Here is a 25,997-nt window from a genome sequence, read left to right on the forward strand (position 1 = left end):
GTAAGTATGGGCGGAAGATGATGATCCGGTTAACTTTCGTCTCTTACAAGCACATACGAGAGGTTTGTGATGTCCGGTGAGTGAAGAGATGACCGGAAAGCACCGCCTGCGCAGTGAACTGCTCGCCGCGAGAACCCTGCTGACCAGTGAAGACGCGCGAAAAGCCGCGGTGGTTCTCGCGCGGCACGCGCTGGATCTGTCCGAGCTGGCCGGGGCCCGTACCGTTGCCGCCTATGTCTCGGTGGGGCGCGAGCCGGGTACGCGCGAGCTGCTCGACGCGCTGCGTGCGCGGGGCGTACGCGTGCTGCTGCCGGTGCTGCTGCCGGACAACGACCTCGACTGGGCGCTCTACGAGGGCGCGGAGCGTCTGGTCCGCGCGGCACGTGGACTGCTGGAGCCGGACGGTACGCGGCTCGGCTCCGACGCCGTGCTGGAGGCGGAGGTCGTGCTGCTGCCCGGTCTCGCGGTGGACGGTCGCGGGATGCGGCTGGGACGGGGCGGCGGATCGTACGACCGGGTCCTCGGCCGGCTGGCGCGGGCCGGCGCCGAGCCCGCGCTGGCCGTCCTGCTGTACGGCGACGAGCTGGTCGCGCGGGTCCCGGAGGAGCCGCACGACCGTCCCGTACAAGCGGTGGTGACACCGGAAGGCGTCAGACGCTTCGACGGCGGCGCGGACGAGCGGCGTCAGCACGGGCGCTGACGCCGCTCGGCGCGGTGGATCACGGCGCTCGCTGTCCGTCCGGCGGTGGCCGCCTCGCGGTTCACGGCACGGGCCCTCGGGCTGACAGCGTGCACGCGTGGGCCTACGGCGTCAGTGTCAGCGTGTCGGCGGTGGCGCGTCCCACGGCGTTCACGCTGTAGGGCCAGTCGAGCAGTTCACCCTTGGCCCACTTGTCCGTCTGGTCCGTGTAGTGCGCGCTGTACGCGTGTCCCGAGGCGCCCGTCAGATTGATCCAGCGGGATTTGTCCCAGTCACCGACGTTGACGACCATCCGCATCGACGGGACCCAGATCACGTCGTAGCCACCCGCCGCGTTCCAGCCCGTCGCGTCGACCGCGGCCTCACCGCCGCCGAGATCCCACGGGCCGCGGTTGAGCATGAACCGCAGGACGCCGGGACCGTCGGTGCCAAGAGTCTGGTTCTTCAGGGTGAGCTGGTGCAGCCGGCCCCAGTTCCAGCTGTTGATGTCCTTGCCGAGCTTGGCGGTCAACTCCCAGCGAGCGTCCCGCATGGCCCGCTCCAGCAGCTCGTCGCGCGTCTTGGCGGCGGCGTCCTTACGGCTGGCCGGGGCGCTCCACCAGGCGTTGTCCTCGTCCTTGACGAGCTTCCGCACCACCTCGTACCAGCGGTCCCCGCCGTCCGGCTGGGCCGCGTCCGGGTCGCGCTGGCCGCATTCCCGTACGAGCTGGTCGAGATCGTCGAGCGGTCCGGTGCTGTCGGCGGGACGGACATTGAGGCACTCGCCCTTGACCCGCACCTCCTTCGGCAGCTTGTTGCCGAAGGCGAGCTTGAGGACATTGCGCCAGACCGCGTTGAAGTAGGCGGCCGCCGCCGAGTCGGGTTCCTGGGTGCCGTCCCAGCCTTCGAGCAGCTTCTGGGCCTCGCGGACGGACGGGTCCGAGACATCGATCTTGAGCAGATAGGGCATCAGCACCTTGGCGATCTGGCTGCTGTTGTCCATCTGCATGGTCTGCATGTCGTCGGTCGAGATCCGGCCGCCGTCCTTGGTCTTCGACTCGATCAGATCGTTGATCCGCTGGCTGCGGGCGCCGTAGCCCCAGTCCTCGGTCAGCGTGTACGGATACTTGTCCGAGTCGATGACGGCCTGGTTGGCGGTGACGATGTAGCCGCGCTTGGGGTCGTACTCGTATGGCAGCTCGTCGGACGGGATGTATCCCTTCCACGCGTACTTCTTGTCCCAGCCCGGGGCCGGCATCCGGCCGTCGAAGCCCTCGGAACGGATCGGGATCTTGCCCGGCGCCTGGTAGCCGATGTGGCCCTTGGTGTCGGCGTAGATGAGGTTCTGCGACGGGACCTCGAAGTGCTCGGCGGCCTTGCGGAAACCGGCGAAGTCCTTGGCCTTGTTCAGCTCGAAGACCGCGTCCATGGACCTGCCCGGCTCCAGCGCGGTCCACTGCAGCGAGACCGCGTAGCCCTCGCCGCGGTCCGGGGCGACATCGCCGACGGGCGCCTTGTCGCCGACCTTCTCCAGCTCGGTGTCGCGATCGGAGACCACGGGCCCGTGGCCGGTGGAGCGGATCGTGATCTTCTTGCTCTTGCCGCCCGCGACCTTGATGGTCTCCTCGCGGGTCTTGAAGCGCACCTCGTCGTCGCCGTACTGGTACGAGTCGCCGTCGACCTTCTCCAGATAGAGATCGGTCACATCGGCGCCGAGGTTGGTGAAGCCCCAGGCGATGTCCTGGTTGTGGCCGATGATCACGCCAGGCATACCGGCGAAGGTGTAGCCGGCGGTGTCGTACTCACAGGTCTTCGAGACGCTGCGGCAGTGCAGGCCCATCTGGTACCAGAGCGAGGGAAGCTGAGGCGCCAGGTGCGGGTCATTGGCGAGCAGCGGCTTGCCGGTGGTCGTTTTGTCGCCGGAGACGACCCAGGAGTTGGAGCCGATGCCGTTGCCGCTCGGACCGAGCAGCGCGGGAATGTCATCAAGAGTGTCGGAAAGGGCGTCGAGCTGGGAGTTCAGTCCTTCGGTGGCGTCAACCACGCTCCCGGTGCCGGAACCGGTACCACCCGCCGTACCGATCCCGGTACCAGTGCCCGTGCCGGTTCCGGTGCCCGTGCCTGTGCCGTCTCCGGTCCCTATGCCGGTGCCGGTGCCCGTCCCGTCGCCCGTGTCACCGCTGGTGGGCTCGGCCTCCGGGTCGTACTTCCCGGTGATCGGATCGATCCCGCCCGCGTCGACGATGGGCTTGTTCCGGTCGAACGGATACGCCGGATACAGCTCGTCTATCTGCTTCTCGCTCAGCCGGCTCGTGAGCAGTGAGCGGTCGATCTCGTCCTGCATATTGCCGCGCAGGTCCCAGGCCATCGCCTTGAGCCAGGCCACCGAGTCGACGGGGGTCCACTTCGCGGGCTTGTAGTCGTTCGTGAGGTTCAGCGCGGCGTACTCGACGGAGATGTCCTTGCCGTCGCGGCCTTCGAGATAGGCGTTGACGCCGTCCGCGTACGCCTGGAGGTTCTTCTTGGTGTCCGGCGAGAGCTTGGAGTCGTACTCCTCCTGCGCCACCCGGCGCCAGCCGAGAGTGCGCAGGAAGGCGTCGGTCTTGACCTGGCTCTGTCCGAACATCTCGGAGAGCCGGCCGGCGGTCATATGACGCCGGACGTCCATCTCCCAGAAGCGGTCCTGCGCCTGGACGTAGCCCTGGGCGCGGAACAGGTCCTGGTTGCTGTTCGCGTAGATCTGCGGGACGCCGTAGCCGTCCCTTCTGACGTCGACGGGGCCCGAGAGTCCCTTGAGCTGGATCTTCCCTGTCGTCTGGGGCAGAGAGGCACGGACCGTGCTGACGCCCCAGTACGTGCCGTAGCCGACACCCGCGACAAGCGCCAGCACCAGGACGATCAAGATCAGACGGGCGCGTCGTCCCTTCTTTTTGACGGAAGGGGGGGCTGTGTTGGCGGGCATCGCTGTCCTTCGAGGGGCAGGGTGGTCCTGGAATGCTGGAGCAACCATAGGCGCAGCGGTTCCGCGCCCCCGACGCGGTGTCATGTTGTGCGACTCGTCGGGCGATCACATAAGGAATCACGCAGCAAATCACATCGGAACGCGACGCAGATCACAGCGCTGCTCGTACAAGCGATCGAACGCGTCAAGAAAGCGTTAAAGATTAGGTAAGGTAATGAAGTACCGGCTGCCGGAGGAACGATCCGGCAAGCGCGAGGGGAAGGATCGGCCGCTGACTGTCCACCAGCTCAACCAACTCCTGCTCATCAGTTCGCTCGTGCTGCTGATCGCTGTCGCCGCGGTACGGATCTCGTCCCGGAGCGGCCTTCCCAGCCTGCTGCTGTACCTCGGGATCGGGGTCGCCATAGGGCAGGACGGCTTCTTCAACGTCAAGTTCGACAACGCCGAGCTGACGCAGGTCATCGGCTATGCCGCGCTTGTGGTGATCCTGGCCGAGGGCGGCCTGGGCACCAAGTGGAAAGAGGTCAAACCGGCGCTTCCCGCCGCGGCCGCGCTCTCGACCGCCGGCGTCGGCGTGAGCGTGGGTGTGACGGCTACCGCCGCGCACTATCTGATCGGTCTGGAGTGGCGGCAGGCGCTGATCCTGGGCGCGGTCGTCTCCTCGACGGACGCGGCCGCGGTCTTCTCCGTGCTGCGCAAGGTGCCGCTGCCGAGCCGGGTGACGGGAGCGCTGGAGGCCGAGTCCGGCTTCAACGACGCTCCCGTGGTGATCATCGTGGTCGCGCTCTCCGTGTACGGCCCGGTGGAGCACTGGTACGTACTGATCGGCGAGATCTTCCTGGAGCTGGCGATCGGCGCCTGCATCGGAGTCGCGGTGGGCTGGGTGGGCGCCTTCGCGCTGCGGCATGTCGCTCTGCCCGCCTCCGGCCTGTATCCGATCGCCGTCATGGCCATCGCGGTCTCGGCGTACGCGCTCGGCGCCACGGCGCACGGCAGCGGCTTCCTCGCCGTCTATATCGCGGCGGTGATCCTCGGCAACTCCAGACTCCCGCACGCGCCGGCGAACCGCGGCTTCGCGGAGGGCCTCGGCTGGATCGCGCAGATCGGCATGTTCGTCCTGCTCGGACTGCTGGTCACACCACATGAGCTGGGTGACGACTTCTGGCCGGCGGTGATCGTGGGCCTGGTGCTGACCATGGTGGCGCGGCCACTCTCGGTCCTGATCAGCCTGCTGCCGTTCCGTATCCCGTGGCAGGAGCAGGCGCTGATGTCCTGGGCCGGGCTGCGCGGCGCGGTGCCCATCATCCTGGCGACCATTCCGATGGTGTCCTACATCGAGGGCAGCCGCCGGATCTTCAATGTCGTCTTCGTCCTGGTCGTCGTGTACACGCTGGTGCAGGGACCGACGCTGCCATGGCTGGCGCGGGCGCTACGGCTCGGCAACGCCTCCGGCGCGGCCGACCTGGGCATCGAATCGGCGCCGCTGGAGCGGCTGCGCGGACACCTCCTCTCCGTCGCGATCCCCAAGCGGTCGAAGATGCACGGCGTCGAGGTGGCGGAGCTGCGGCTGCCTCCGGGGTCCGCGGTGACCCTGGTCGTACGGGACGGAAAGAGCTTCGTGCCGCTGCCGTCGACCGTGCTGCGCCGTGGCGACGAGCTGCTGGTGGTGGCGACGGATCCGGTACGGGACGCGGCGGAGCGGCGGCTGAGGGCCGTCGGACAGGGCGGGAAGCTGGCGGGATGGCTGGGCACGGACACCGAGGCGAGCGCGGGTACGGGCGCGGGCCTCGGTGGGAGGTCCGGGTGACCGGCTGATCCGGCCGTCCTGGCGCAATCGCAGGCATACGCGGCGGTCACCGGACCTTTCTCAGGCAGCGTCAGACGCGTGCCTGTAGGATGAAGGCACGTTTGATTGACCAACTCTGCCTGACGCAGTGCTGGCGCGACCGTATGGCGGCCGTGGCGTCCCCGTGATGGGCCCTGGTATCCACCGCAGTTCCGCGCAAGAGGACAGCTCTCGGCGCGCCCGTGGATCCCGGGTCGCTACCAGGCGGCAGAAAGGCAAGGACCGTGTCCGACAACACGGTCGACACCGCCGAGCCCGCCACGAGGACCTCGGCCGGTGAGAAAGCCGCGGCGGTCCGGCCGGGATACGGGCGGCTGCTCCGTACACCTGGTGCCTGGACGTTTCTGCTGCCGGGCTTCGCCGCGCGGCAGCCCTTCGCGATGCTGACGATCGGCATCGTCCTGCTGGTCCAGCACACCACTGGTTCGTTCGGCAGCGCGGGAGCCGTCGCCGCCGTCACCGGTGTGTCCATGGCCTTCTTCGCGCCGCAGGGCGGCAGGCTCGCGGACCGGTTCGGTCAGCGCGCGGTACTGGTACCGGGAGTGCTGCTGCACACGGTGTCCGTGGCGGCACTGATCGCGCTGGCGCTGGCCGGAGCGCCACTCTGGGCGCTGTTCGCGGCGGCCGTCCCGACGGGTGCCTCCGTCCCGCAGATCGGGCCCATGGTCCGGTCGCGCTGGGCCGCCGTGCTGGGCGGCACAGCGGGAACCGGGGGCTCCGGAGGGGTTTCGCCGCTGCTGCCGACCGCGGCCGCCTTCGAATCCGTGACGGACGAGTTCACCTTCGTCATAGGACCGGTGCTGGCGACCGCGCTCTGCACGGGCGTCCACCCGGCGGCCGGACTGATCGCGGAGGCGGCTCTCACGCTGGCCGGCGGACTGCTCTTCGCGGCTCAGCGACGTACCCAGCCAAAGCCGGGCGCGCGTGGCGCGGGCGCTTCGGCCGAGCCGCGCACCTCCGCGCTGTCCGTGCCCGGGGTACGGGTACTGGCCGTGGCGTTCCTGGGCATCGGTTCGGTCTTCGGCGGAATGCAGGTCTCGCTGACGGCGTTCGCGGACGAGATCGGCGCTCCCGGCGTGAACGGCCTGCTGTACGGGATCTTCGCGGCGGGCAACATGCTCGCCGGGATCGTGTGCGGCGCCGTGGCGTGGAGGACCGGCCCTCGGCGCAGACTGTTGCTCGGGTACGCGGGGCTGACCCTGGCGGCCTCCGCGCTGTGGGCGGTGCACTCCGTAGCGCTGCTCGCCGGACTGGGCCTGCTGGTGGGCCTCTGCATCGCGCCGGCGCTGATCACGGGCTACACGCTGGTCGAGTCGCTGGTGCCCGCTTCGGCCCGCACCGAGGCCTTCACCTGGCTGACCGGCGCGGTCGCGCTCGGTCAGGCGGCGGCGGTCACGGTCGCCGGACGGCTGGCGGACTCGTACGGCGCGAGCGCCGGGTTCGTGGTGCCGCTGGTGGGCACGGCGCTGGCGCTGGCCACCGTGGTGGCACTGCGTTCACGGCTGGCTCCGAGGGCCTCGGGACGTGTCGCCGCGCGTGGGATGAGTCACCGCGTGCCGGTGACAGTGGACTGATCGCGCGGAATACGTCACTATGGATCGTCGTTAGCACTCATTGAGTGAGAGTGCCAGGAGGAGCAAGTGCCGACCTATCAGTACCAGTGCACCCAATGTGGCGAGGGCCTTGAGGCGGTGCAGAAGTTCACCGATGATGCCCTTACCGTGTGCCCCAATTGCCAGGGACGCCTGAAGAAGGTGTTCTCCGCGGTCGGCATTGTCTTCAAGGGCTCCGGCTTCTACCGCAACGACAGCCGTGGCTCGTCGTCCAGCAGCGCGCCGGCCTCGGCCAGCTCTTCGAGCTCGGCCTCGGCGGGCACGAAGTCGTCGTCGGAGTCCAAGGCCGCCGCGTCGACCTCGTCGTCGGCCTCCGGGTCTTCCTCGGGCGGGTCGGGCTCCACGTCCGGCTCCGGCTCGTCGAGCGGCTCCAGCGGCTCGTCGGCCGCCTGATTCCTTCCACGTCCCAGGACCCCGCCGTTTCGTACGGCCGGGGTCCTTGGCGTACACCGGTACGACTACTGTGACCGGCATGGTGAACGCAGAAATCGGCGTGATCGGTGGCTCGGGCTTCTACTCCTTCCTGGAGGATGTGACCGAGCTCCAGGTGGAGACACCGTACGGACCGCCCAGCGACTCGCTCTTCCTCGGTGAGATCGCCGGCCGGCGGGTCGCTTTCCTGCCCCGGCACGGACGCTCCCACAACCTCGCGCCGCACCGCATCAACTACCGCGCCAACCTGTGGGCGCTGCGGTCGGTCGGTGTGAAGCAGGTCCTCGGGCCGTGCGCGGTGGGCGGGCTGCGGCCGGAGTACGGGCCGGGCACGCTGCTCGTACCTGACCAGCTCGTGGACCGTACGAAGGCGCGCACCCAGACCTTCTACGACGGTGTGCCGCTGCCGGACGGAAGTACCTCCAAGGTCGTGCACATCTCGCTGGCCGATCCGTACTGCCCCGAAGGGCGCAAGGCGACGCTCGCGGCGGCGCGTGGGCGCGACTGGGAGCCGGTGGACGGCGGGACGCTGGTGGTCATCGAGGGGCCGCGCTTCTCGACGCGCGCGGAATCGCGGTGGCACGCGGCGATGGGCTGGTCGGTGGTCGGGATGACCGGGCATCCGGAGGCCGTGCTCGCCCGTGAACTGGGTCTCTGCTACACGTCGATGACGCTGGTGACGGACCTGGACGCCGGGGCCGAGACGGGTGAAGGGGTCTCTCATGAAGAGGTCCTCAAGGTGTTCGCCTCCAATGTGGACCGGTTGCGTACGGTGCTGTTCGATGCGGTGGGCGGCCTGCAGGCGAGTGAGACGCGGGACTGTCTGTGCTCGCACGCGCTCGACGGGATCGAGACCGGGCTCGAACTGCCCTGAGCTCCGGGCCGGCCGCTGAGCTCTGACACCCTTCGGGCGCGCCCTCGTCGACGGGAACCGGGCCGGGTAAGCGCTGCCAGGGTGAACTCTGCCCGAGGGCCGGGAAGTTACCCGGGCCCGTGCCGGAACCACTCGCGCGGGTGAGGGATTTATCCACAACCGGGGACTGGTCCACAGGCTTCGGCGGGATCGTCGCGGACCGTGGATCGTGAGGAGCGGTCACAGAAACTCCTCACGGCAGGCGGTGGTTGCCATGTCCCGTTCCTTCACGCACGACGCGTCTCGTCCTTCTCCCTCGCCGCGTTCTCGCGCGGCTTCCTGTACGCCTCCGGCCTGCACACCGGCTCCGGAGCCGCGCGGTGTGCCGCCGTTCGATCCGCTGCGGGTGCGCGGCTCCGGACAGCGGCTGCGGCGGGCCGTGCTCAGACGGCGGCGGGCGATGGCGGCCGGGCTGGCCATGTCGGCTGCCGCGCTGGCCGCGACCGGGGCGGGTGGTGCGGTCGGTGCGGCGACCGGCCCCGACGCCCGCTCGGAGGCCGCCGCCGGGGCCGTGGCCGCTGGGCTGCCCGAGCGACAACTCGCCGCGGAACCGGTGGAGATGGTGTCCGCGCCCGTCCGTATCGCCGACGCGGCCACGGTCGGGCTGCTGCGTCCGGGAGACAAGGTCGATGTGATCGCGGCGCCGGCCGCTCCGCCGGGATTGCCCGGAGCGGCCGAAGGACCGGCCGAGGCGCGGGTGGTGGCGGCGGGCGCCCGGGTCGCCGAGATCCCGCAGGAGCGGGAGACGACGTCGGACGGCGGAGCACTGGTCGTTCTCTCTGTCCCACGGGCCACCGCCACGGCACTGGCCGGCGCGGGCGCCACCTCCCGCCTGGCGGTGACGCTGTGCTGAGCGCTCTCGCGGTGGGCCGTACTGACGAGCTGCCGAGCCGGCGTATCGCGTGTGCGGGTATCGCGTGTGCGGGTATCGCGTGTGCGGATTGGACAGCGTGGGCACGCGCTGCCTTAGGTTGCGGGGCAGTTAGTCATCCCTACCGCACATGTGAAGAAAGGCTCACTCGTGAGCAAGGAGAAAGAGAGCGTGCTGGCGGGCTTCAAAGCCTTCCTGATGCGCGGCAACGTGATCGACCTCGCGGTCGCGGTCGTCATCGGCGCGGCGTTCACCAATGTCGTGAACTCGGTCGTCAAGGGCATAATCAACCCGGTCGTCGGCGCGTTCGGCACACAGGATCTGAACAAGTACAGCTCGTGTCTCGAATCCCCGTGCAGGACCAACCCGGCGGGCGATGCCGTGGACGGCATCCCGATCATGTGGGGGACGGTGCTGAGCGCGGTCCTCACCTTTGTGATCACGGCGGCTGTCGTGTACTTCCTGATGGTGCTGCCGATGTCCCGGTTCCTCGCCAGGCGGGCCAGGCAGCAGGCCGCCAAGGAAGACGTCAAGGAGGTCATGGACGTCAGCGAGCTGGAGGTGCTCAAGGAGATCCGAGACCTCCTGGTGGCGCAGCGCGGCCCGGTGCCAGGCAAGGACCAGGACAGGTTTTAGAAGTCCCGGCTCAGAGGTGGTGGGGCGGCTTCTCGTCGAGGAAGCGCGCGAGGTCGGCGGCGCTGTCACCGCTCGCGGCGGGCCGCTCTCCCCAGCCGCGGTCCGTATCGTCCGAGGACTGCTGGTCCAGCGGATCGTCGAAGACCAACGCCGGGTTAAAACGGGGCGGCCGGGACTGCTCAGTGGCTCGCGGATCGGGAGTGGCGGCGGGGCTCATACCTCCAGGGTACGGGGGTGGGAGCGGGACGCCGCGGCGCCGCCGACGGGCTGGGCCGCCGGGCCTGAACCACTCGGTCCGGGCGCTTCCGCCCATCGGGCGCCGTGGTACGGATGATGGGGCTCATGGCATCCAATGACGCACTCACCGATGTGGCCGGTCTGCGGGTCGGGCACGCGCGCCTGCCCGGGGAGCGCGCGCTCACCGGCACCACCGTCGTTCTCGCCCCGGAGGGCGGGATGGTCGCCGCCGTGGACGTACGGGGCGGAGGCCCGGCCACGCGGGAGACCGACGCCCTTGACCCGCGCAATATCGTCCAGCGCATCGATGCCGTCGTGCTGACGGGTGGCAGCGCGTACGGACTCGACTCCGCGTCCGGTGTCATGGCGTGGCTGGAGGAGCGGGGACGCGGCGTCCGGGTCGGTCCCGGCCCCACCCAGGTGGTGCCGGTCGTCCCGGCCGCCGGCATCTTCGATCTGGGACGGGGCGGCGACTGGCCGGCCCGTCCGGACGCGGCGACGGGCCGTGCGGCCGTGGAGGCGGCGTCCGGCACGGAGAGCGGGACACCGGTGGCCGAGGGCGGCGTGGGGGCCGGGACGGGAGCCCTCATCGGCCCGATCAAGGGCGGGGTCGGTACGGCGAGCGTGCTCCTGGACTCCGGGACGACCGTCGCCGCTCTGGTCGTGGCCAACGCGGTCGGCTCCGCGATCGATCCGCTGACCGGCGTGCTGTACGGGCGGTATTTCGACGGGCGGGTGGAGTACCCGGCGCCGGAGATCCACGAGGCGGCGCGGCTGCGGCTGGCCGAGCTGCGCGAGCGGAACGGTCCTCCGCCGCTCAACACCACGCTCGCCGTCGTCGCCACCGATGCTCAGCTCACCCGCGCCCAGGCGCATAAGCTCGCGGGGACGGCGCACGACGGTATCGCGCGCGCCGTGCGTCCTGTACATCTACTCAATGACGGGGATACCGTCTTTGCTCTGTCGACGGGTGGGCGCGCCCTCGCCGAAGGGGATCCGCTGGCGCTCAACGATCTGCTCGCGGCGGGCGCGGACGTCGTGACCAGGGCGATCGTGCGAGCGGCGCTCCTGGCGGAGAGTGTCGACGGGCCCGGCGGCACGTTTCCGTCGTACCGCGAGCTGTATGGACTCGACTGACGGGCGCACCAATCGAGTTGAAGGGGGGCGCACGGGAACTTCATGTACGCCCCCACCGTTTTCTCAAACCTAGGACGCGACGTCACCCATAGGGGCTACGTTATGCAATCACCAAGTGACATGCGGCGACGGCCTGGAGACCCACCTTGAACGATCCCTACGAGACAACCGAGACGCACCTCGAGCGACTCCTGGGTCGGGCACTCAACTCCTTCGACCTCCCTGACGCGTTGGTCGAGCGGCTCGACAATGCGCTGGCGCACGCCAGCTCGCTGTGTTCCGCGCACCACAGTGCGGGGCTGCACCGCGAGACCTACCGGCACACCTATCTCCTCACGGACGGCAGCGCGCTCACCCTCTGGGAACTGGTGCACAACACCGGCCGGGACGGCACGCCGCTGCACGAGCTGTACGTGGAGGAGTCCGAGGTCCAGCTCGCCGCGGCCCGGCTGGGCAGCCCCGGCGGCGCTGCGCACCGGGCAAGGGAAAGGCCGGAGGAGCCCAAGGCGCTCACTCATTCCGCCGGTCCGTCCCTGGACGACCTCGCGGCCGGTCTGCTGTCGGAGCTGGAGGCCGGCCGGAAGGCGGATATCGACGCCGACATCGCTCTGCTCAGCAGCCTGCTGTCCGAACCCGCGAAGCCCAGGCCGCGGAGATACGTCCCGGACAACTCGCCGGACCACGCCCGCCGTGTGCTGCGCCGGGCGGAGAACGACGACCGGCCGGGCGAGGACACCGCCCGGCTGCTGCGGACGGCGTTCGCGCACCACATCACGCAGGTCTTCGGCCGGCAGTGCCAGGTCGAGGGCAAGGACGCCGGCTTCATGCTCTACGAGCACGCCTTCCTGCTGATAGACGGCAGCGAGACGAGCCTCTGGGAGGTGGAGCACACCGCGACGCCGGACGGCCGCCATATGTGCGAGGTGTACGAGACGGAGCGCACCGCGCGCGAAGCGATGGAGCTCCGCGCGCGGGTGCGGTGAGGCAGGAGTGCGGTGAGGCGGGCGCCTGCGGCGTCCGGCGCCGCAGAGGGCCGAGGGGCGTACGGCCGTGAGATCACGGGCGTACGGCCTCGGCCCTGAGGACGCGGCGTACACGGCCCTGAGAGGACGGAGGTAGGGCCCAGTTCCATGCCCTGGGCCTGTCCTGTGCGGGTGCCTGGCGCCGGGGTGCCTTCCCAGTGGTGCCCCGGTGGTGCGGGGCCGCCAACCGGTCGGCCGCTGGAGCTTTCTTGGCTGGTGAGGGCCGGCTCAGGCGGCCACCAGCACCTCTGCCTCATCTCCTCCGTCGCGTACAGGTCCCGCCTTCTGCTCCTGGTCCGGACGGCCGGTCTTCCGTGCTCCCTTCAGCAGGATGACCAGTCCGGCGCTGACCGCCGTGCCCGCCGCGACCGCGATCAGGTAGAGGAACGGATTGCCGATCAGCGGGACGACGAAGATGCCGCCGTGCGGGGCCCGCAGCGTGCACTCGAAGAGCATCGACAGCGCGCCGGTGACCGCACCGCCGGCCATCGCCGACGGGATCACCCGCAGCGGGTCGCCGGCCGCGAAGGGAATCGCGCCCTCGGTGATGAAGGATGCTCCGAGCACCCAGGCGGCCTTGCCGTTCTCCCGCTCGGCACGGGTGAACAGCCTGCCTCGTACGGTCGTCGCGAGTGCCATCGCGAGCGGCGGGACCATGCCCGCGGCCATCACGGCGGCCATGACCTTGAGGCTGCCCTCGTTGGGGTTGGCGAGGCCGCCGACGGCGAAGGCATAGGCGACCTTGTTCAGCGGGCCGCCCAGGTCGAAGCACATCATCAGGCCGAGGACAACGCCCAGGATGATCGCGTTGGCTCCGGAGAGGCCGGACAGCCAGTCGGTCAGGGCGTTCTGGAGCGAGGCGATGGGTTTGCCGACCACCAGGAACATCAGGAAGCCGACGACCGCGGAGGAGAGCAGCGGGATGACGACAACCGGCATGATGCCGCGCAGCGGCGCGGGCACCTTGATCCGCTGGACGGCCATCACCGTGCCGCCCGCGATCAGGCCGCCGGCCAGGCCGCCGAGGAAGCCCGCGTTGATGGTGAGGGCGATGGAACCGCCGACGAAGCCCGGCACAAGACCGGGGCGGTCGGCCATTCCGTACGCGATATAGCCCGCGAGGACGGGCACCAGGAAGCTGAACGCCAGGCCGCCGATCTGGAACAGCAGCGCCGCCCAGCTCGTGTGCTCCGTCCAGACGAAGTGCTCGGCGACGGAGGGCGCCTTGTTGATGGTGTAGCCGCCGATGGCGAAGCCGAGAGCGATGAGAAGCCCGCCGGCGGCCACGAACGGAACCATGTAACTCACGCCGGACATCAGCCATTTACGCAGCTTGGTGCCGGCGCCTTCGCCCGGTTCTCCGGCGTTGTCCATCGGGGTGGCGTGTGTGGTGGCGGTGGTCTCGCCGCGTTCGGCCTTGCCGCGCACCTCGCTGATCAGCTCGCCGGGCCGGTTGATGCCGGCCTTCACACCGACATCGACGGTGGGCTTCCCCGCGAACCGTTCCTTCTCTCGTACGGGCACGTCATGCGCGAAGATCACACCGTCGGCGGCGGCGATGACCGCGGGGTCGATCCGACGGAATCCGGCGGAGCCCTGCGGCTCGACGACCATCTCGACACCGGCGAGCTGACCGGCCTGTTCCAGGGCCTCGGCGGCCATATAGGTGTGCGCGATCCCGGTGGGACAGGAAGTGACGGCGACGATCCGAAAGACATGACCGCCGCCGGACGAGTCACCGGTCGCGGTGGCTCCCGTGACGTCCGTCGTCCCATCCGCGCCGGTGCCGCTGTCCACGCCGGTGCCGGTGTTCGCGCCGGTGCCGCTGTCCGCGCCAGTGCCGGTGTCCGCGCCGGTGCCGGTCGCGGCGTGCGCCTCCGTGGCCGCCGGTGGCTCATCACCGCGTATCAGGGAAGCCGTCGCCGCCCGGTCCGTCGACGCTCTGAGGGACGCCGTGAAGTCCGCGTCCATCAGGCGGCGGGCCAGGGCCGAGAGGATCGTCAGATGGGCGTCGTCGGCACCGGCCGGGGCCGCGATCAGGAAGATCAGGTCCGCCGGGCCGTCCGGGGCACCGAAGTCAACGCCACGCGCCGAGCGGCCGAAGGCCAGTGTCGGCGCGGTGACATGAGCGCTGCGGCAGTGCGGTATCCCGATGCCGCCGTCCAGTCCGGTCGGCATCTGGGCCTCGCGTGCTGCCACGTCAGCCAGGAAGCCGTCGAGATCGGTGACGCGGCCGAGGGCCACCATGCGTTCGGCCAGCGAGCGGGCCGCGGCTTCCTTGGTCTCGGCGGCCAGGTCGAGGTCGACCAGGTCCGCGGTGATCACGTCGCTCATCGCGGGCTCCTTCGCTTGGATGTCTCGCGGGTCAGATACAGGGAAAGGCACAGGTCAGAAGGGAGGAACGGGAAGCTGGAAAGACTCATGCGGCAGGCTCCCCGGAGGGACGGTCCGCAGCGGGACGGTCGGTGAGCGGACGGTCCAGCGGGATGTCGGCGGTCACCGTGACCGCCGACGGGTCCAGATCGGCGGGGGACGGCATCACGCTGCCCGGAAGCTGCACCGCCGCCGCGCCGTGCGCCACCGCGGACGCCAGCGCGTCCGGACCTTCGCCGCCCGCCGCCAGGAAACCGGCCAGCGAGGCGTCGCCCGCGCCGACGTTGCTGCGGACGGCGGCGACCGACGCGCGGCCGAAATACGTCCCCGCGGCCGAGACCAGTAGCTGTCCGTCGGCGCCGAGGCTGGCGAGGACGGATCCGGCGCCGTATGTCCGCAGTTCCTCCGCGGCCTTGACCGCGTCGCCCACCGTCGTGAGCGGACGGCCGACGGCCTGGGCCAGTTCCTCCGCATTCGGCTTCACGACATCCGGCCGCTCGCGGAGCGCGGCCAGCAGTGAGGGCCCCGAGGTGTCCAGTGCGACTCTGGCCCCGGCCTGGTGCGCGCGGGCGACCAGCTCGGCGTACCACTCGGGAGCGAGCCCGCGCGGCAGGCTTCCGCAGCAGGCCACCCATCCAGCGGCGCTGTCCGCGAGGGCCCGGCCCTGCGCGCGGACCTGTGCCCGGATCGCCGAGAGCAGCGACTCCGCCTCGACCGCGGTCAGCTCGGGCCCCGGCGCGTTGATCTTGGTCAAGGTGCCATCGGGTTCGGCGAGTGCGATGTTCGAGCGTGTCGCGCCCGCAACCGGCACCGGCGCGACCTCGATGCCCTGTCCCGCGAGGAGTTCGGCGACAAGCGCGCCCGGCGCGCCGCCGAGCGGCAGCACGGCGACCGTACGCAGCCCGGCCGCCGCCAGGGCCCGCGAGACATTGACGCCCTTGCCGCCGGGATCCATACGTTCGGCCGTGGCCCGCAGCACCTCGCCGCGGTCCAGGGCCGGCACCTCGTACGTACGGTCCAGGCTCGGGTTCGGAGTAACGGTGAGGATCATGCGCCTCCCTCCGGGACGGTCAGCACCTCGGCGCCCGCGGCCTCGACCGCCGCGGCGTCCGAAGCGCTGAGCCCGCTGTCCGTGATGAGCAGATCGACATCCGCGAGACCACCGAAGCGCGCGAAGTGCTCCTGGCCGTACTTCGCCGAGTCGGCGAGCAGCACCACCCGCCGGGCGGCGCCGATGATGGCGCGTTTGACCGCGGCCTCGGCGAGGTCCGGAGTGGTGAGACCGCCGTCTGGCGAGAAGCCGTTGGTGCCGAGGAAGACGACATCGGCCCGGATCTCTCCGTACGCCCGCAGCGCCCAGGCGTCGACGGCCGCGCGCGTGCGGTTGCGGACCCGGCCGCCGACCAGATGGAGGTCGATACCGGGGTGGTCGGCGAGGCGCGCCGCGACGGGCAGCGCGTGGGTGACGACGGTGAGCCCGCAGTCCAGCGGAAAAGCCGCCGCGAGCCGGGCCACGGTCGAACCGGCGTCGAGGATGACACTGCCGTCCCGCGGCAGCTCGGCGAGCGCCGCGTGCGCGATGCGGACCTTCTCGTCGGCGGCGGTGGCCTCGCGCTCCGTGAGGTCGGGCTCGAAGTCGAGCCGCCCCGCCGGGATGGCCCCGCCGTGCACCCGCCGTACGAGCCCGGCACGGTCAAGCGCCTTGAGATCGCGCCGCACGGTCTCCGCCGTGACCTGGAACTCCTCCGCGAGCGAGAGCACATCGACGCGGCCGCCTTCACGGGCGAGGCGCAGGATCTCCTGCTGACGCTCCGGTGCGTACATGTGGTTTTACGTCCATCTCATGACCGAGCCTGTGGTTTCGGCGCCACGCTACGCCCGGATTTCCGGAAAGTAAACAGAACTGGGCACTGGACAGACATGAACGGGCATCGACGCGCGACCAGCGACACAACGACATGCCGAACCCCGGCAGCCGAGGCGCCGCCGGGCCGGACCGTATGTGTTCAGTGAGCCTCTGCCGCCGGGCTCGGCGGTCGCGCGAGGCGGGGCCAGTGGCCGGGCAAGGGTGAGCCCCGGCACCTGGGGGGGGTTGGTGCCGGGGCTCGTCTGAGGGGGCCGACGAATCGACCGGCCCGTACGAAGAGACAGTACGAGTAAGGGCGACACTACGGCTACTGGCGGGCGACGTCACGCCGCCGCGTCGAAACCTGTGTCCCGAGCCATTTTCTTCAGCTCCAGCAACGCGTGCTTCTCTATCTGCCGGATCCGCTCACGGGTCAGCCCATGCTCCTTGCCGACCTCGGTCAGCGTGCGCTCCCGGCCGTCCTCGATGCCGTAGCGCATCTTGATGATGGAAGCCGTGCGCTCGTCGAGCTTGCCGATGAGGTCTTCCAGCTCCTCGCTGCGCAGCAGCGTCAGCACGGACTGCTCGGGCGACACGGCGGACGTGTCCTCCAGCAGATCACCGAACTGCGTGTCTCCGTCGTCGTCCACCGACATGTTCAGACTGACCGGGTCACGCGCCCAGTCGAGCACGTCGATGACGCGGGACGCGTTCGATCCCAGCTCGGCGGCCACCTCGGCCGGCTCGGGATCGCGGCCGTTCTCCCTGTTGAACTCACGCTGTACCCGGCGGATCCTGCCGAGTTCTTCCACCAGGTGGACGGGCAGCCGGATCGTACGGGACTGGTCGGCTATGGACCGCGTGATGGCCTGGCGGATCCACCAGGTCGCGTACGTCGAGAACTTGAAGCCCTTGGCGTAGTCGAACTTCTCCACCGCACGTACCAGACCGGCATTGCCCTCCTGGATCAGATCCAGCAGAGGCAGACCGCTGCGCGGATAACGGCGCGCCACGGCCACCACCAGGCGGAGGTTGGAGCGGATGAAGATGTCCTTCGCGCGCTCACCCGCGGCGACCAGCGCCTCAAGCTCTTCGCGCGAAGCGCCACCCGCCTCGCTCTCCACGTCTCCGTCGAGAATCTGCCGGGCGTACACTCCAGCTTCGATGGTCTGGGACAGCTCGACTTCCTTTGCGGCGTCGAGCAGCGGTGTACGCGCGATCTCGTCGAGGTACATGCCGACCAGGTCGCGATCGGCGATCTCCCCGCCCACGGCGCGAACACTGCTTGCCGCTTTCGTCTCGCCAGTGGCGGTACGACGGGCGACGGCACGGGTTGCCATGCGAGCTCCCTTACTGGGCTGAGTAGGTCGCGACACCCTTTCGGGTGCCCTGCATCCGAAGGAAACAACGACTGGAATCCGGACAGAATTCCCAAGCTGTACATGGATCTTTGTGATCATGCAGTACCCTGTCGCGCCACCTGGGGAGGACATATGACAGAACCATTCGCGGAAGTGCTGGTCAGGCCCCGGACCGAGGCAGACATCGGCGCGCTCACCGACATCTACAACCACTACATCCACGAGACGGCCATCACTTTCGACACCGTCGCCTTCACTCCGGAGGAACGCCTGTCCTGGTTGCGCTCCCATCCGGAAGACGGCCCGCACCGGCTTCTGGTTGCCCAGGATGTGCCGTCCGGCCGCGTCCTCGGCTACGCGACCAGCAGCCCCTTCCGTCCCAAGGCCGCGTATTCGACATCGGTCGAGGTCAGCGTCTACTGCGCGCACGACGCGGGAGGCCGCGGCGTCGGCACGCTGCTCTACAAGGCGCTGTTCGAGTCCCTGGAGGGCGAGGACCTGCACCGCGCCTACGCCGGGATCACCCAGCCGAACGAGGCCTCGCGCCGGCTGCACGCGCGCTTCGACTTCCGGCGCGTCGGGACGTACGCGGAGGTCGGCCGGAAGTTCGGCCGGTACTGGGACGTCGCCTGGTACGAGAAGTCACTGGGGTCCGGGACCTGAGCCGACGGGCCCGGGCCAGGGACCTAGGTCCCGGAGGCGGCGGCCCGGGCCCGGGACTTAGGTCCCTGGGGCCGTCCCGGCCTGGGTCCGCGGTCCGTTACGCACCGCACCGCGTCCGGCCTAGCGTGGTGTGCATGGACACGACGGGCGATACGGCGGATCACACCCCGGGTGACACCACGGGGACCCTGGACGAAGCGCTGGAACGGCTGCACACCTCCGGGCCCGAGCGGCAGGGCTGGCTGAGCAATCACGGCCCAATGGCGGTGGAGGCGCTGGTACGTCACGGCCAGGCGCCGATCGTCCACCGCTGGCTGGACTACTACCGCGCGAAGCTGGAGGACATGCCGTCCACCGATACTCCGGTGACGGCGGCGAACTGGCGGGAGGCCCTCGCGGATCCGCGGCGCATCGCCGACTGGACCGAGTACTTCGAACGCGAGACCACCGAACGTCCCTGGCGCGACGTTCTGGTGGAGTGGTGGCCGCGACTGCTGCCCGGCATCGCGGCCGGAGCGACGCATCCGGTGATCCGGGTGGGCCACGCCGTACGGACGCTGCTGACCACGGAGGAGACCGCTCCGCGCGTGCTGGAGCTGGCGCACGGCCTCGGCTACTGGGCCGCCCGGCACCAGCCGCTGCCGGTGCTCGGACGGCTGGCGCCGGCGCCGAGCGCCGCCGCCGCGCTGGACGCCGTGCCGCCGGTGCCCGTGCGGGAGGGCGGGATCCGTGAGCGGTTCGCCGGGCTCAGCGCGTTCCCGGTCTGGCCGCCGACGGAGGGCCAGGGCCTCGGTCCTGATGATGTCCATGACCGGCTGGCCGAGCTGGTGGCAGCGGCGGTGCACCGTTACGCGACCCATGGCCACGGCTCGCCGATCATGCTGGTACACGCCGCGACCGCGCCCAACGCGGTACTCCGCACCTTGCCCGCGCTCCCCCGTGAGCTGTGGGCGCCGAGCCTGGAGGCGGCCTGGGCCGCGAGCGCGGCGGTCACCGCGGCGTACTCTCCGGCCGCCGCGGCCCCGTACGCACCGACCGGACTGTCACCAGAAGAGGTCTTCGAGCGGGCAGCGAGGCACGGCGACGACCACACGATCAAGTTCACCGACACCGCACTCGATGTCGGCGACGGGACCGCGCTGGCCGCGGCGGTCAGGTCGATCGACCTCAATGACCCAGTGCTGTGAGGCGGCTCAGCGTGCCACGGCCCGACACACCGGACCCAGCGGCTCAGCCGAACTGCAGCGAACGCTTCGCCAGGCCCATCCAGAAGCCGTCGATGACGCTGCGGCCTCGGTCCAGCTCTCCTTCGGAGGCACCGAGCGTCACGAACAGCGGTGCGAAGTGCTCGGTGCGCGGATGGGCCAGGCGCCCGGCCGGGGCCTTGTGCTCGAAGTCGAGCAGCGCGTCGATGTCCTGGGCCAGCAGCGCCCGCGTGCCCCAGTCGTCGAACTCCGCCGACCAGCCGGGCACACCGTTGCCCGCCTGGCGCAGCGCGGCCAGATTGTGGGTGAAGAAGCCACTGCCGACGATCAGCACTCCCTCGTCGCGCAGCGGTGCCAGTCTGCGTCCGATGTCCAGCAGCCTGCGAGGGTCGAGGGTGGGCATGGAGACCTGGAGTACGGGGATGTCGGCGTCCGGGAACATCTCCACCAGCGGTACGTACGCGCCGTGGTCGAGCCCGCGGTCCGGTACGTCCTGCACGGGCGTACCGGCGCGGCCCAGCAGTTTCCTCACCGACTCGGCGAGCTCGGGCGCGCCCGGAGCGGCGTACCGCACTCCGTAGTAACGCTCCGGGAAGCCCCAGAAGTCGTAGACCAGCGGCACGGTCTCGGTCGCGCCGAGTGCGAGCGGAGCCTCTTCCCAGTGGGCGGAGACCATCAGGATCGCCGTGGGCCGGGGCAGCGCGGCGGACCAGCCGGCCAGCTCACGGGTCCAGACGGGATCGTCCGCGAGAGGCGGTGCGCCATGGGAGAGATAGAGGGCGGGCATACGCTCCGCGACTGCGTTCATGGCGACTCCCGGTCTGTGTGCTGCTCGCGACTGTCCCACAGTGATTGCTTGAACACTCAAGCAGTCACCAAGCCAAGCCTAACCACGTCTAGTTTAACTTTCAAGAATGGGTACAGTGGATTACATGACCACGGCATCCACCGGCAGCGACGCCGGTACGGGCGGGGAGCCGCGCTGGCTCAGCGGCGACGAGCAGCGCGTCTGGCAGGCGTATCTCCAGGCCACCACGCTGCTGGAGGATCATCTCGACCGCCAGTTGCAGCGCGACGCCGGAATGCCGCACATCTATTACGCCCTGCTCGTGCATCTCGCGCGGGCTCCCCGCCGCCGGATGCGCATGACCCAGTTGGCCATGGACGCGAAGATCACAAGGTCGCGGCTCTCGCACGCGGTGGCCCGCCTGGAGAAGCACGGCTGGGTGCAGCGCGAGGACTGCCCGTCCGACAAACGCGGACAGAACGCGTTCCTGACCGAGCAGGGCAACGACGTACTGAATCGGTCCGCGCCGGGCCATGTCGCCGCCGTACGCCAGGCGATCTTCGACCGGCTCAGCGCGGAGCAGGTGGACCAGCTCGGCGAGATCATGCGGGTCATGGCCGAGGGACTGCAGCCGGAGGGTACGGGCGCGGATCTGCCCTGGCGCCGCTGAACCACGGCGGCTCCGTGCCCGGTGAGGCCGGCCTCGGCCGCGATCACCTCTTCGCCGGCCGGAAACCCGCAGGTGAAACCCACACGCGAGACCCCGCGCACGATTCCTCGTGCGCGGGGTCTCCGCACGTCCTCAGCAGGCGATCTCCGTAAGGGACCGTCAGTGCATCACGACCGGGACCGCGGCATCCGCCTCGGCGCCCTCGGCACCGGCGGCGGCCGGGGTGGCATTGGGACGCCCGGTGTTGATGAAGGTCACCGCGATCGCGGCGGCGACCAGCAGAATGCCGACCGCCCACCAGATCGCGCTGGTGAAGCCCTCCACCAGCGCCTGGAGCTCCAGAAGCTGGCGGTTGCCGGTGGTCGCGGCGTGGGACGCGACGTACGCGGTGGTGGCGGAGGCCGCGATGGTGTTCAGCAGCGCCGTACCGATCGCGCCGCCCACCTGCTGCGAGGTGTTCACCATCGCCGAGGCGACACCCGCGTCGCGCGGCTCGATGCCGTGCGTGGCGAGCGACATGGCCGGCATGAACGCCGTACCCATACCGAGGCCGAGCATGAGCTGCGCCGGCAGGATCAGACCGGCGTACGAGGAACCGATCTCAAGCTGGGTCAGCAGCAGCATGCCGATGGCGGCGAGGACGAAGCCGGGGCCCATCAGCAGTCGCGGCGCCACCCGGGTCATCAGCCGGGCACCGATCTGGGTCGAGCCCGTGATCATGCCCGCGATCATCGGCAGGAAGGCGAAGCCGGTCTTGACCGGCGAGAAGCCCTCCACGACCTGGAGGTAGTAGGTCAGGAAGAGGAACAGGCCGAACATCGCGATGATGGCGAGGCCCAGGGAGAGATAGACACCGCCGCGGTTACGGTCGGCGATCACGCGCAGCGGCAGCAGCGGGGACTTGACCTTCGACTCGATGAGCACGAACGACACGAGCAGGACGACGGCGGCGACGAAGAGAGAGATCGTCATCGGGTCGGACCAGCCGTTGGACTCGGCGCGGGTGAAGCCGTACACCAGCGACACCAGGCCCAGGGTGGACAGCACGACACCGGGGATGTCCAGCGGCGAGCGGTTGCGGCTGCCGGAGGGCTCGCGGATCACGAAGTACGCGCCCAGCGCGGCCACGATCGCGAACGGGATGTTGACGAAGAACGTCCAGCGCCAGTCGAGGTACTCGGTAAGGAATCCACCGAGGATCAGCCCCACCGCGCCACCGCCACCGGCGATCGCTCCGTAGATGCCGAAGGCCTTCGCCCGCTCCTTGGCGTCGGTGAACATCACCGCGAGCAGCGACAGCGCGGCCGGCGCGAGCAGCGCGCCGAAGGCACCCTGGAGCGCCCGGGAGCCGAGCAGCATCGCCTCGCCGGTGGCGCCGCCACCGAGCGCGGACGCTGCGGCGAAGCCCAGCAGACCGACGACGAAGGTGCGCTTACGGCCCCACAGGTCCGCGATACGTCCGCCGAAGAGCAGCAGACCACCGAAGGCGAGGGCGTAGGCCGTGATGACCCACTGCTTGTTGCCGTCCGATATCCCCAGGTCCTGCTGGGCGGAGGGCAGCGCGATGTTCACGATCGTGGCGTCGAGGACGACCATGAGCTGGGCCAGGGCAATGAACGCCAGCGCTTTCCAGCGGGTCGGGTCGGCGAGCGGAACGCTCGGATCAGGAAGCCGCGTTTCGGCTGATTTTGGCATGGAGATATCCACCTAAGGGTGCAGAAAGGCGAAAACGTACGTAAGTACAGGCGACGCTGCGAGACTTACGAGGTCATGGAGTCACTGGGGTCACTGGGTGACGGAGTGATGGACAGACGGGGTGCGGAGCACGGGACCTGGGCGCGAGGCCCGGAGGGCCGGCTGCACCGCACGGAGTACGAGGGATTACTGGGCCGGTTCCGGACGGCTCCGGCCGGGGGTTCGTGGTTGTGGCTCAGGGCGCGTCACGGTGCGGCGCGGCGCAGATCCTCCAGGGTCGCGGCCGTGCCGGTCAGTTCGGAACGCCCCGGGGCCGCCAGGCCGTCGAGGAACAGTTCCAGGTGGCGGTGGATGTACCCGTCCATGTTCAGACAGCCGGTGCCGGGCAGCGGACGGGTGAGCTGGGACAGCGCGACCATCAGATCGCCGACGGCGACATCGGTACGAAGCTGTCCCGCCTGCCGTGCCCGCTCCATCAGCCCTTCGACGGCCTCTTCGAGGCGGACCCGCTCGGCGTCGAGATCGAGTCGCCGGGTGTCGACCGAGCCGGAAAGCATCGGGCAGAGCGCTCCGATCCGCTCGCCCGCCGCGGCGTGCACGAAGCGCCGCAGCGCGGCGAACGGCACCGTCTCCTCGGCCGCGGCTCTCTCCGCCTGGTCCGCGGTGCGGGCCAGCACGGACAGCACCACGTCATGGGCGAGGGCGTGCCGGTCGGCGAAGTGCCGGTACAGCGTGGCGTTGCCGATGCCGGCGCGGCGAGCGATCTCGTCGAGCGGGGCTTCCGGGCCGTACTCCACGAACATCTCGCGGGCCGCTGCGACGATCCGCTCGCGATTACGCAGAGCGTCCGCGCGCGGACGCGGCGCGCGTCGCACTTCGGTCTCGGCGGCGATGGTCATATCGGCCCCTTCCCTCCATGCGCGATCCGGCCTGCGGTTCTGAACGAGCCCCCGTAACCGGGGACCGCGTCCCCGGTTCTCGGAGACACACGTTCAAACGGGGAAACCGTCCCCGGTTATTTCACGGGAACTTGTGACTTGAATCACAAAACCAGCGAGGTGGAAAGAACCCTCGATCGGCGCACCCAGCGAGCGCCGACACGCCGAGCGACGCAGGGTGAGCAAACGGAGAGCAGTCAGGACGGCCGACTGCCGCGGACCCGAAGGCGACCGCATGCAGCAGACGCGTCGGATACGCAGAACCGGCGGCAGTGCCGGAACCACGGGATACGCCAGAAGCGCGCGCGGCGCCCGCAGACTCGGCGCACTCGCCGGCCTCGCCGCGGTCACCATCGCCGCCCTGGCCTCGGGAAGCGGACCTCTCCCCGCACCCATCCGCGCGTCCCCGGGGCCCGTGTCCACCAACAGGACGTCCGACCTCGGCGCGTGCCGTATCGCCTCCACCGCGATCGTACAGATGTCGGAAGGGCTTCCCACTCCGCCGGGCTATTCCCGGTCCACCGGGAAGGTGCGCGCCCTCAATCTCATGATCGACTTCTCGGACGCGCCGGGAGCCGGGTCGGCCCTCGCACGGCTCGCGGAGTTTTTCCCGAAGACGTCCGAATGGTTCAGGACCAGTTCGTACGGGCGGCTCGACTACCGTCCCGAAGCCCCGCTGAAGGACTGGCTGCGTATGCCGAAGCCCTTCAAGGAATACGGGATAGAACGCGGAGCTCCCTACGATCCGGGCTACCGGAAGCTTGTCGAGGACATCGTGTCCGTCACCGACGCGGATGTGGACTTCAGCGCGTACGACCTGGTCAACGTGCTGGTCACGCCCAATGCCGGACCCTCCGCGCTGCAGACGGTCCTGTCCGTGACCTTCTCCGGCAATGTGGACGCGCCGAGCGCGGACGGTGTCCCGCTCTCGAACACGTCCTTCGTCTACAGCCGCCAGGACGACGGCTCCGGTTCGTATCCGCTGACCGGCTACCGGGTGCTGCCCCACGAGAACGGCCATGTCTTCGGCCTTCCCGACCTCTACACGATGGACGGCGGCAGCTCGGTCGGGCACTGGGACATCATGTCCGAGGACTGGGGCGCCAACAACGATCTGATGGGCTGGCACAAGTGGAAGCTCGGCTGGCTCGACGACAACCAGGTCAGTTGCGCGTCCACATCGGGCAGCAGTGAACACATGCTGGGCCCGCTGGCCACGGCGGGCGGGCCCAAGCTGGCCTTCGTACCGATCTCCAAGGAGTCGGGATACGCGGTGGAGGTACGGACGCGGGCGGGCAACGACGACGCGGTGTGCGAACCGGGCGTCCTGATCTACCGCGTCGACTCCGGGATCGACACCGGGCGGGGCCCGATCACCGTCGCGGACAGCGCGACGAACAGCGGCGGCTGCACGCGACGGCCGAATGTGCACGCCGAGCTGTCCGATGCGACGTACCGGCCCGGAGAAACCTTCGTCGACGACGAGAACAACATCCGGATCGCGGTGCTGTCGGAGGACTCCGGCGGACATTTCAAGGTACGGGTGACACGGCCCTGACCCGGACGTGAGCGCTGGCGTCACACCGAGGGTGTCTCTCCCTCGGAAGCATGGCGCGGCCCGCTGCCGGGGTCGGCACGTTCCGCGCGCACCGCGTCGAGATAGTCGGCGATCGCGTCTCTGTTACGGGTCAGACACTCGATGCGCTCGGACATCCGATCGTGTTCGCGTTCCAGGATGGCGATGGTCTCCGGAGTCGCACCGGGAAAATAGATACTCCTGGGCGTTTCGAGGCACGGCAGGATCTGCTGGATGACCCGGGTGGGCAGCCCGGCGTCGAGGAGTCCTCTGATCTGCAGCACGCGGCCGACGAGAGACTCGTCGTACTCGCGGTAGCCGTTCGAGGAGCGGCCGGGCGCCATCAGCCGCTGCTCCTCGTAGTAGCGCAGCAGCCGCCGTGATGTGCCCGTGCGCTCCGCCAGCTCTCCGATCCGCATTCGCACAAGCGTATGACACGAGGACTGATTCCAGCCGGACCTGGGCCTGACCTGACCTCGACCTGGGCCTGACCCGGGCCTGACCTGGGGCGCTTGACCTTCCCATCGATGTGAGT

At 69.6% G+C, this 25,997-nt stretch carries 23 protein-coding genes; 13 read left to right on the forward strand and 10 right to left on the reverse strand.

The window, feature by feature from the left end; translation table 11 throughout:
• Positions 1-88 precede the first annotated feature (88 nt).
• Positions 89-700 carry a 5-formyltetrahydrofolate cyclo-ligase gene (locus PV679_RS26710; protein WP_319682952.1) on the forward strand — a complete coding sequence of 204 codons (612 nt, stop codon included), beginning with the start codon at positions 89-91 and terminating at the stop codon, positions 698-700.
• Positions 701-803: 103 nt separating this feature from the next.
• Here PV679_RS26710 and PV679_RS26715 read toward each other — a convergent pair whose 3' ends face one another.
• On the reverse strand, positions 804-3,641 hold the full coding sequence (locus PV679_RS26715; RefSeq protein WP_319682953.1) for a penicillin acylase family protein: 2,838 nt from the start codon (positions 3,639-3,641) through the stop codon (positions 804-806).
• A 214-nt stretch (positions 3,642-3,855) separates the two neighbouring features.
• On the opposite strand from PV679_RS26715, the gene PV679_RS26720 reads away from it, so the two are divergent.
• From PV679_RS26720 to mscL, 6 genes are all read left to right on the forward strand, one after another.
• Positions 3,856-5,448: a potassium/proton antiporter gene (locus PV679_RS26720; RefSeq protein WP_319682954.1), complete on the forward strand. Its 1,593-nt coding sequence runs from the start codon at positions 3,856-3,858 to the stop codon at positions 5,446-5,448.
• 353 nt (positions 5,449-5,801) lie between these two features.
• Positions 5,802-7,061, forward strand: coding sequence for an MFS transporter (locus PV679_RS26725; protein ID WP_319683004.1), 1,260 nt, complete (start codon positions 5,802-5,804; stop codon positions 7,059-7,061).
• Positions 7,062-7,127: 66 nt separating this feature from the next.
• Positions 7,128-7,493, forward strand: coding sequence for an FmdB family zinc ribbon protein (locus PV679_RS26730; protein ID WP_319682955.1), 366 nt, complete (start codon positions 7,128-7,130; stop codon positions 7,491-7,493).
• 79 nt (positions 7,494-7,572) lie between these two features.
• Positions 7,573-8,406 (forward strand): S-methyl-5'-thioadenosine phosphorylase, encoded by an 834-nt coding sequence (locus PV679_RS26735; RefSeq protein ID WP_319682956.1) that lies wholly within the window; start codon positions 7,573-7,575, stop codon positions 8,404-8,406.
• Between the two features lie 253 nt (positions 8,407-8,659).
• Positions 8,660-9,298, forward strand: a complete 639-nt coding sequence (locus tag PV679_RS26740; protein ID WP_416069807.1) for an RcpC/CpaB family pilus assembly protein — start codon at positions 8,660-8,662, stop codon at positions 9,296-9,298.
• Positions 9,299-9,466: 168 nt separating this feature from the next.
• Positions 9,467-9,952 (forward strand): large conductance mechanosensitive channel protein MscL, encoded by a 486-nt coding sequence (gene mscL / locus PV679_RS26745; RefSeq protein ID WP_319682958.1) that lies wholly within the window; start codon positions 9,467-9,469, stop codon positions 9,950-9,952.
• 10 nt (positions 9,953-9,962) lie between these two features.
• On the opposite strand, the gene PV679_RS26750 is transcribed toward mscL, so the two are convergent.
• Positions 9,963-10,169 (reverse strand): hypothetical protein, encoded by a 207-nt coding sequence (locus PV679_RS26750; RefSeq protein WP_319682959.1) that lies wholly within the window; start codon positions 10,167-10,169, stop codon positions 9,963-9,965.
• Positions 10,170-10,294: 125 nt separating this feature from the next.
• Between PV679_RS26750 and PV679_RS26755 the strand changes: the two genes are divergently transcribed.
• Positions 10,295-11,326 carry a P1 family peptidase gene (locus PV679_RS26755; protein WP_319682960.1) on the forward strand — a complete coding sequence of 344 codons (1,032 nt, stop codon included), beginning with the start codon at positions 10,295-10,297 and terminating at the stop codon, positions 11,324-11,326.
• Positions 11,327-11,472: 146 nt separating this feature from the next.
• Complete coding sequence (locus PV679_RS26760) at positions 11,473-12,309, forward strand: DUF6227 family protein (RefSeq protein WP_319682961.1); 837 nt, start codon at positions 11,473-11,475, stop codon at positions 12,307-12,309.
• A 267-nt stretch (positions 12,310-12,576) separates the two neighbouring features.
• Here PV679_RS26760 and PV679_RS26765 read toward each other — a convergent pair whose 3' ends face one another.
• The 4 genes from PV679_RS26765 to PV679_RS26780 all read right to left on the reverse strand — a co-directional run bounded on the left by PV679_RS26765 (position 12,577) and on the right by PV679_RS26780 (position 17,907).
• Positions 12,577-14,682 carry a fructose-specific PTS transporter subunit EIIC gene (locus PV679_RS26765; RefSeq protein WP_319682962.1) on the reverse strand — a complete coding sequence of 702 codons (2,106 nt, stop codon included), beginning with the start codon at positions 14,680-14,682 and terminating at the stop codon, positions 12,577-12,579.
• An 85-nt stretch (positions 14,683-14,767) separates the two neighbouring features.
• The gene (gene pfkB / locus PV679_RS26770) at positions 14,768-15,772 is read right to left on the reverse strand and encodes a 1-phosphofructokinase (RefSeq protein ID WP_319682963.1); all 1,005 of its coding nucleotides are present in this window, start codon (positions 15,770-15,772) and stop codon (positions 14,768-14,770) included.
• Positions 15,769-16,545, reverse strand: a complete 777-nt coding sequence (locus tag PV679_RS26775; RefSeq protein ID WP_319682964.1) for a DeoR/GlpR family DNA-binding transcription regulator — start codon at positions 16,543-16,545, stop codon at positions 15,769-15,771. The genes pfkB and PV679_RS26775 overlap by 4 nt, the downstream gene beginning before the upstream one ends.
• A gap of 366 nt (positions 16,546-16,911) precedes the next feature.
• Positions 16,912-17,907 (reverse strand): RNA polymerase sigma factor RpoD/SigA, encoded by a 996-nt coding sequence (locus PV679_RS26780; RefSeq protein ID WP_319682965.1) that lies wholly within the window; start codon positions 17,905-17,907, stop codon positions 16,912-16,914.
• Positions 17,908-18,060: 153 nt separating this feature from the next.
• On the opposite strand from PV679_RS26780, the gene PV679_RS26785 reads away from it, so the two are divergent.
• On the forward strand, positions 18,061-18,591 hold the full coding sequence (locus PV679_RS26785; protein ID WP_319682966.1) for a GNAT family N-acetyltransferase: 531 nt from the start codon (positions 18,061-18,063) through the stop codon (positions 18,589-18,591).
• 134 nt (positions 18,592-18,725) lie between these two features.
• Positions 18,726-19,778, forward strand: coding sequence for a questin oxidase family protein (locus PV679_RS26790; protein ID WP_319682967.1), 1,053 nt, complete (start codon positions 18,726-18,728; stop codon positions 19,776-19,778).
• Between the two features lie 43 nt (positions 19,779-19,821).
• Here PV679_RS26790 and PV679_RS26795 read toward each other — a convergent pair whose 3' ends face one another.
• Complete coding sequence (locus PV679_RS26795) at positions 19,822-20,604, reverse strand: class III extradiol ring-cleavage dioxygenase (RefSeq protein ID WP_319682968.1); 783 nt, start codon at positions 20,602-20,604, stop codon at positions 19,822-19,824.
• Between the two features lie 115 nt (positions 20,605-20,719).
• Here PV679_RS26795 and PV679_RS26800 point away from each other — a divergent pair, with 115 nt between their 5' ends.
• Positions 20,720-21,253 carry a MarR family winged helix-turn-helix transcriptional regulator gene (locus tag PV679_RS26800; RefSeq protein ID WP_319683005.1) on the forward strand — a complete coding sequence of 178 codons (534 nt, stop codon included), beginning with the start codon at positions 20,720-20,722 and terminating at the stop codon, positions 21,251-21,253.
• 159 nt (positions 21,254-21,412) lie between these two features.
• Here PV679_RS26800 and PV679_RS26805 read toward each other — a convergent pair whose 3' ends face one another.
• Both PV679_RS26805 and PV679_RS26810 read right to left on the reverse strand, forming a co-directional pair.
• Positions 21,413-22,948, reverse strand: coding sequence for an MFS transporter (locus tag PV679_RS26805; protein ID WP_319682969.1), 1,536 nt, complete (start codon positions 22,946-22,948; stop codon positions 21,413-21,415).
• A 245-nt stretch (positions 22,949-23,193) separates the two neighbouring features.
• The gene (locus tag PV679_RS26810) at positions 23,194-23,847 is read right to left on the reverse strand and encodes a helix-turn-helix domain-containing protein (protein ID WP_319682970.1); all 654 of its coding nucleotides are present in this window, start codon (positions 23,845-23,847) and stop codon (positions 23,194-23,196) included.
• A gap of 274 nt (positions 23,848-24,121) precedes the next feature.
• On the opposite strand from PV679_RS26810, the gene PV679_RS26815 reads away from it, so the two are divergent.
• Positions 24,122-25,444, forward strand: coding sequence for a M6 family metalloprotease domain-containing protein (locus PV679_RS26815; RefSeq protein WP_319682971.1), 1,323 nt, complete (start codon positions 24,122-24,124; stop codon positions 25,442-25,444).
• A gap of 20 nt (positions 25,445-25,464) precedes the next feature.
• Here PV679_RS26815 and PV679_RS26820 read toward each other — a convergent pair whose 3' ends face one another.
• Positions 25,465-25,881 (reverse strand): MerR family transcriptional regulator, encoded by a 417-nt coding sequence (locus PV679_RS26820; protein WP_319682972.1) that lies wholly within the window; start codon positions 25,879-25,881, stop codon positions 25,465-25,467.
• Positions 25,882-25,997 lie beyond the last annotated feature (116 nt).

Origin of the sequence: Streptomyces sp. AK02-01A, from assembly GCF_033795305.1 — a bacterium.
Lineage (GTDB): Bacteria > Actinomycetota > Actinomycetes > Streptomycetales > Streptomycetaceae > Streptomyces.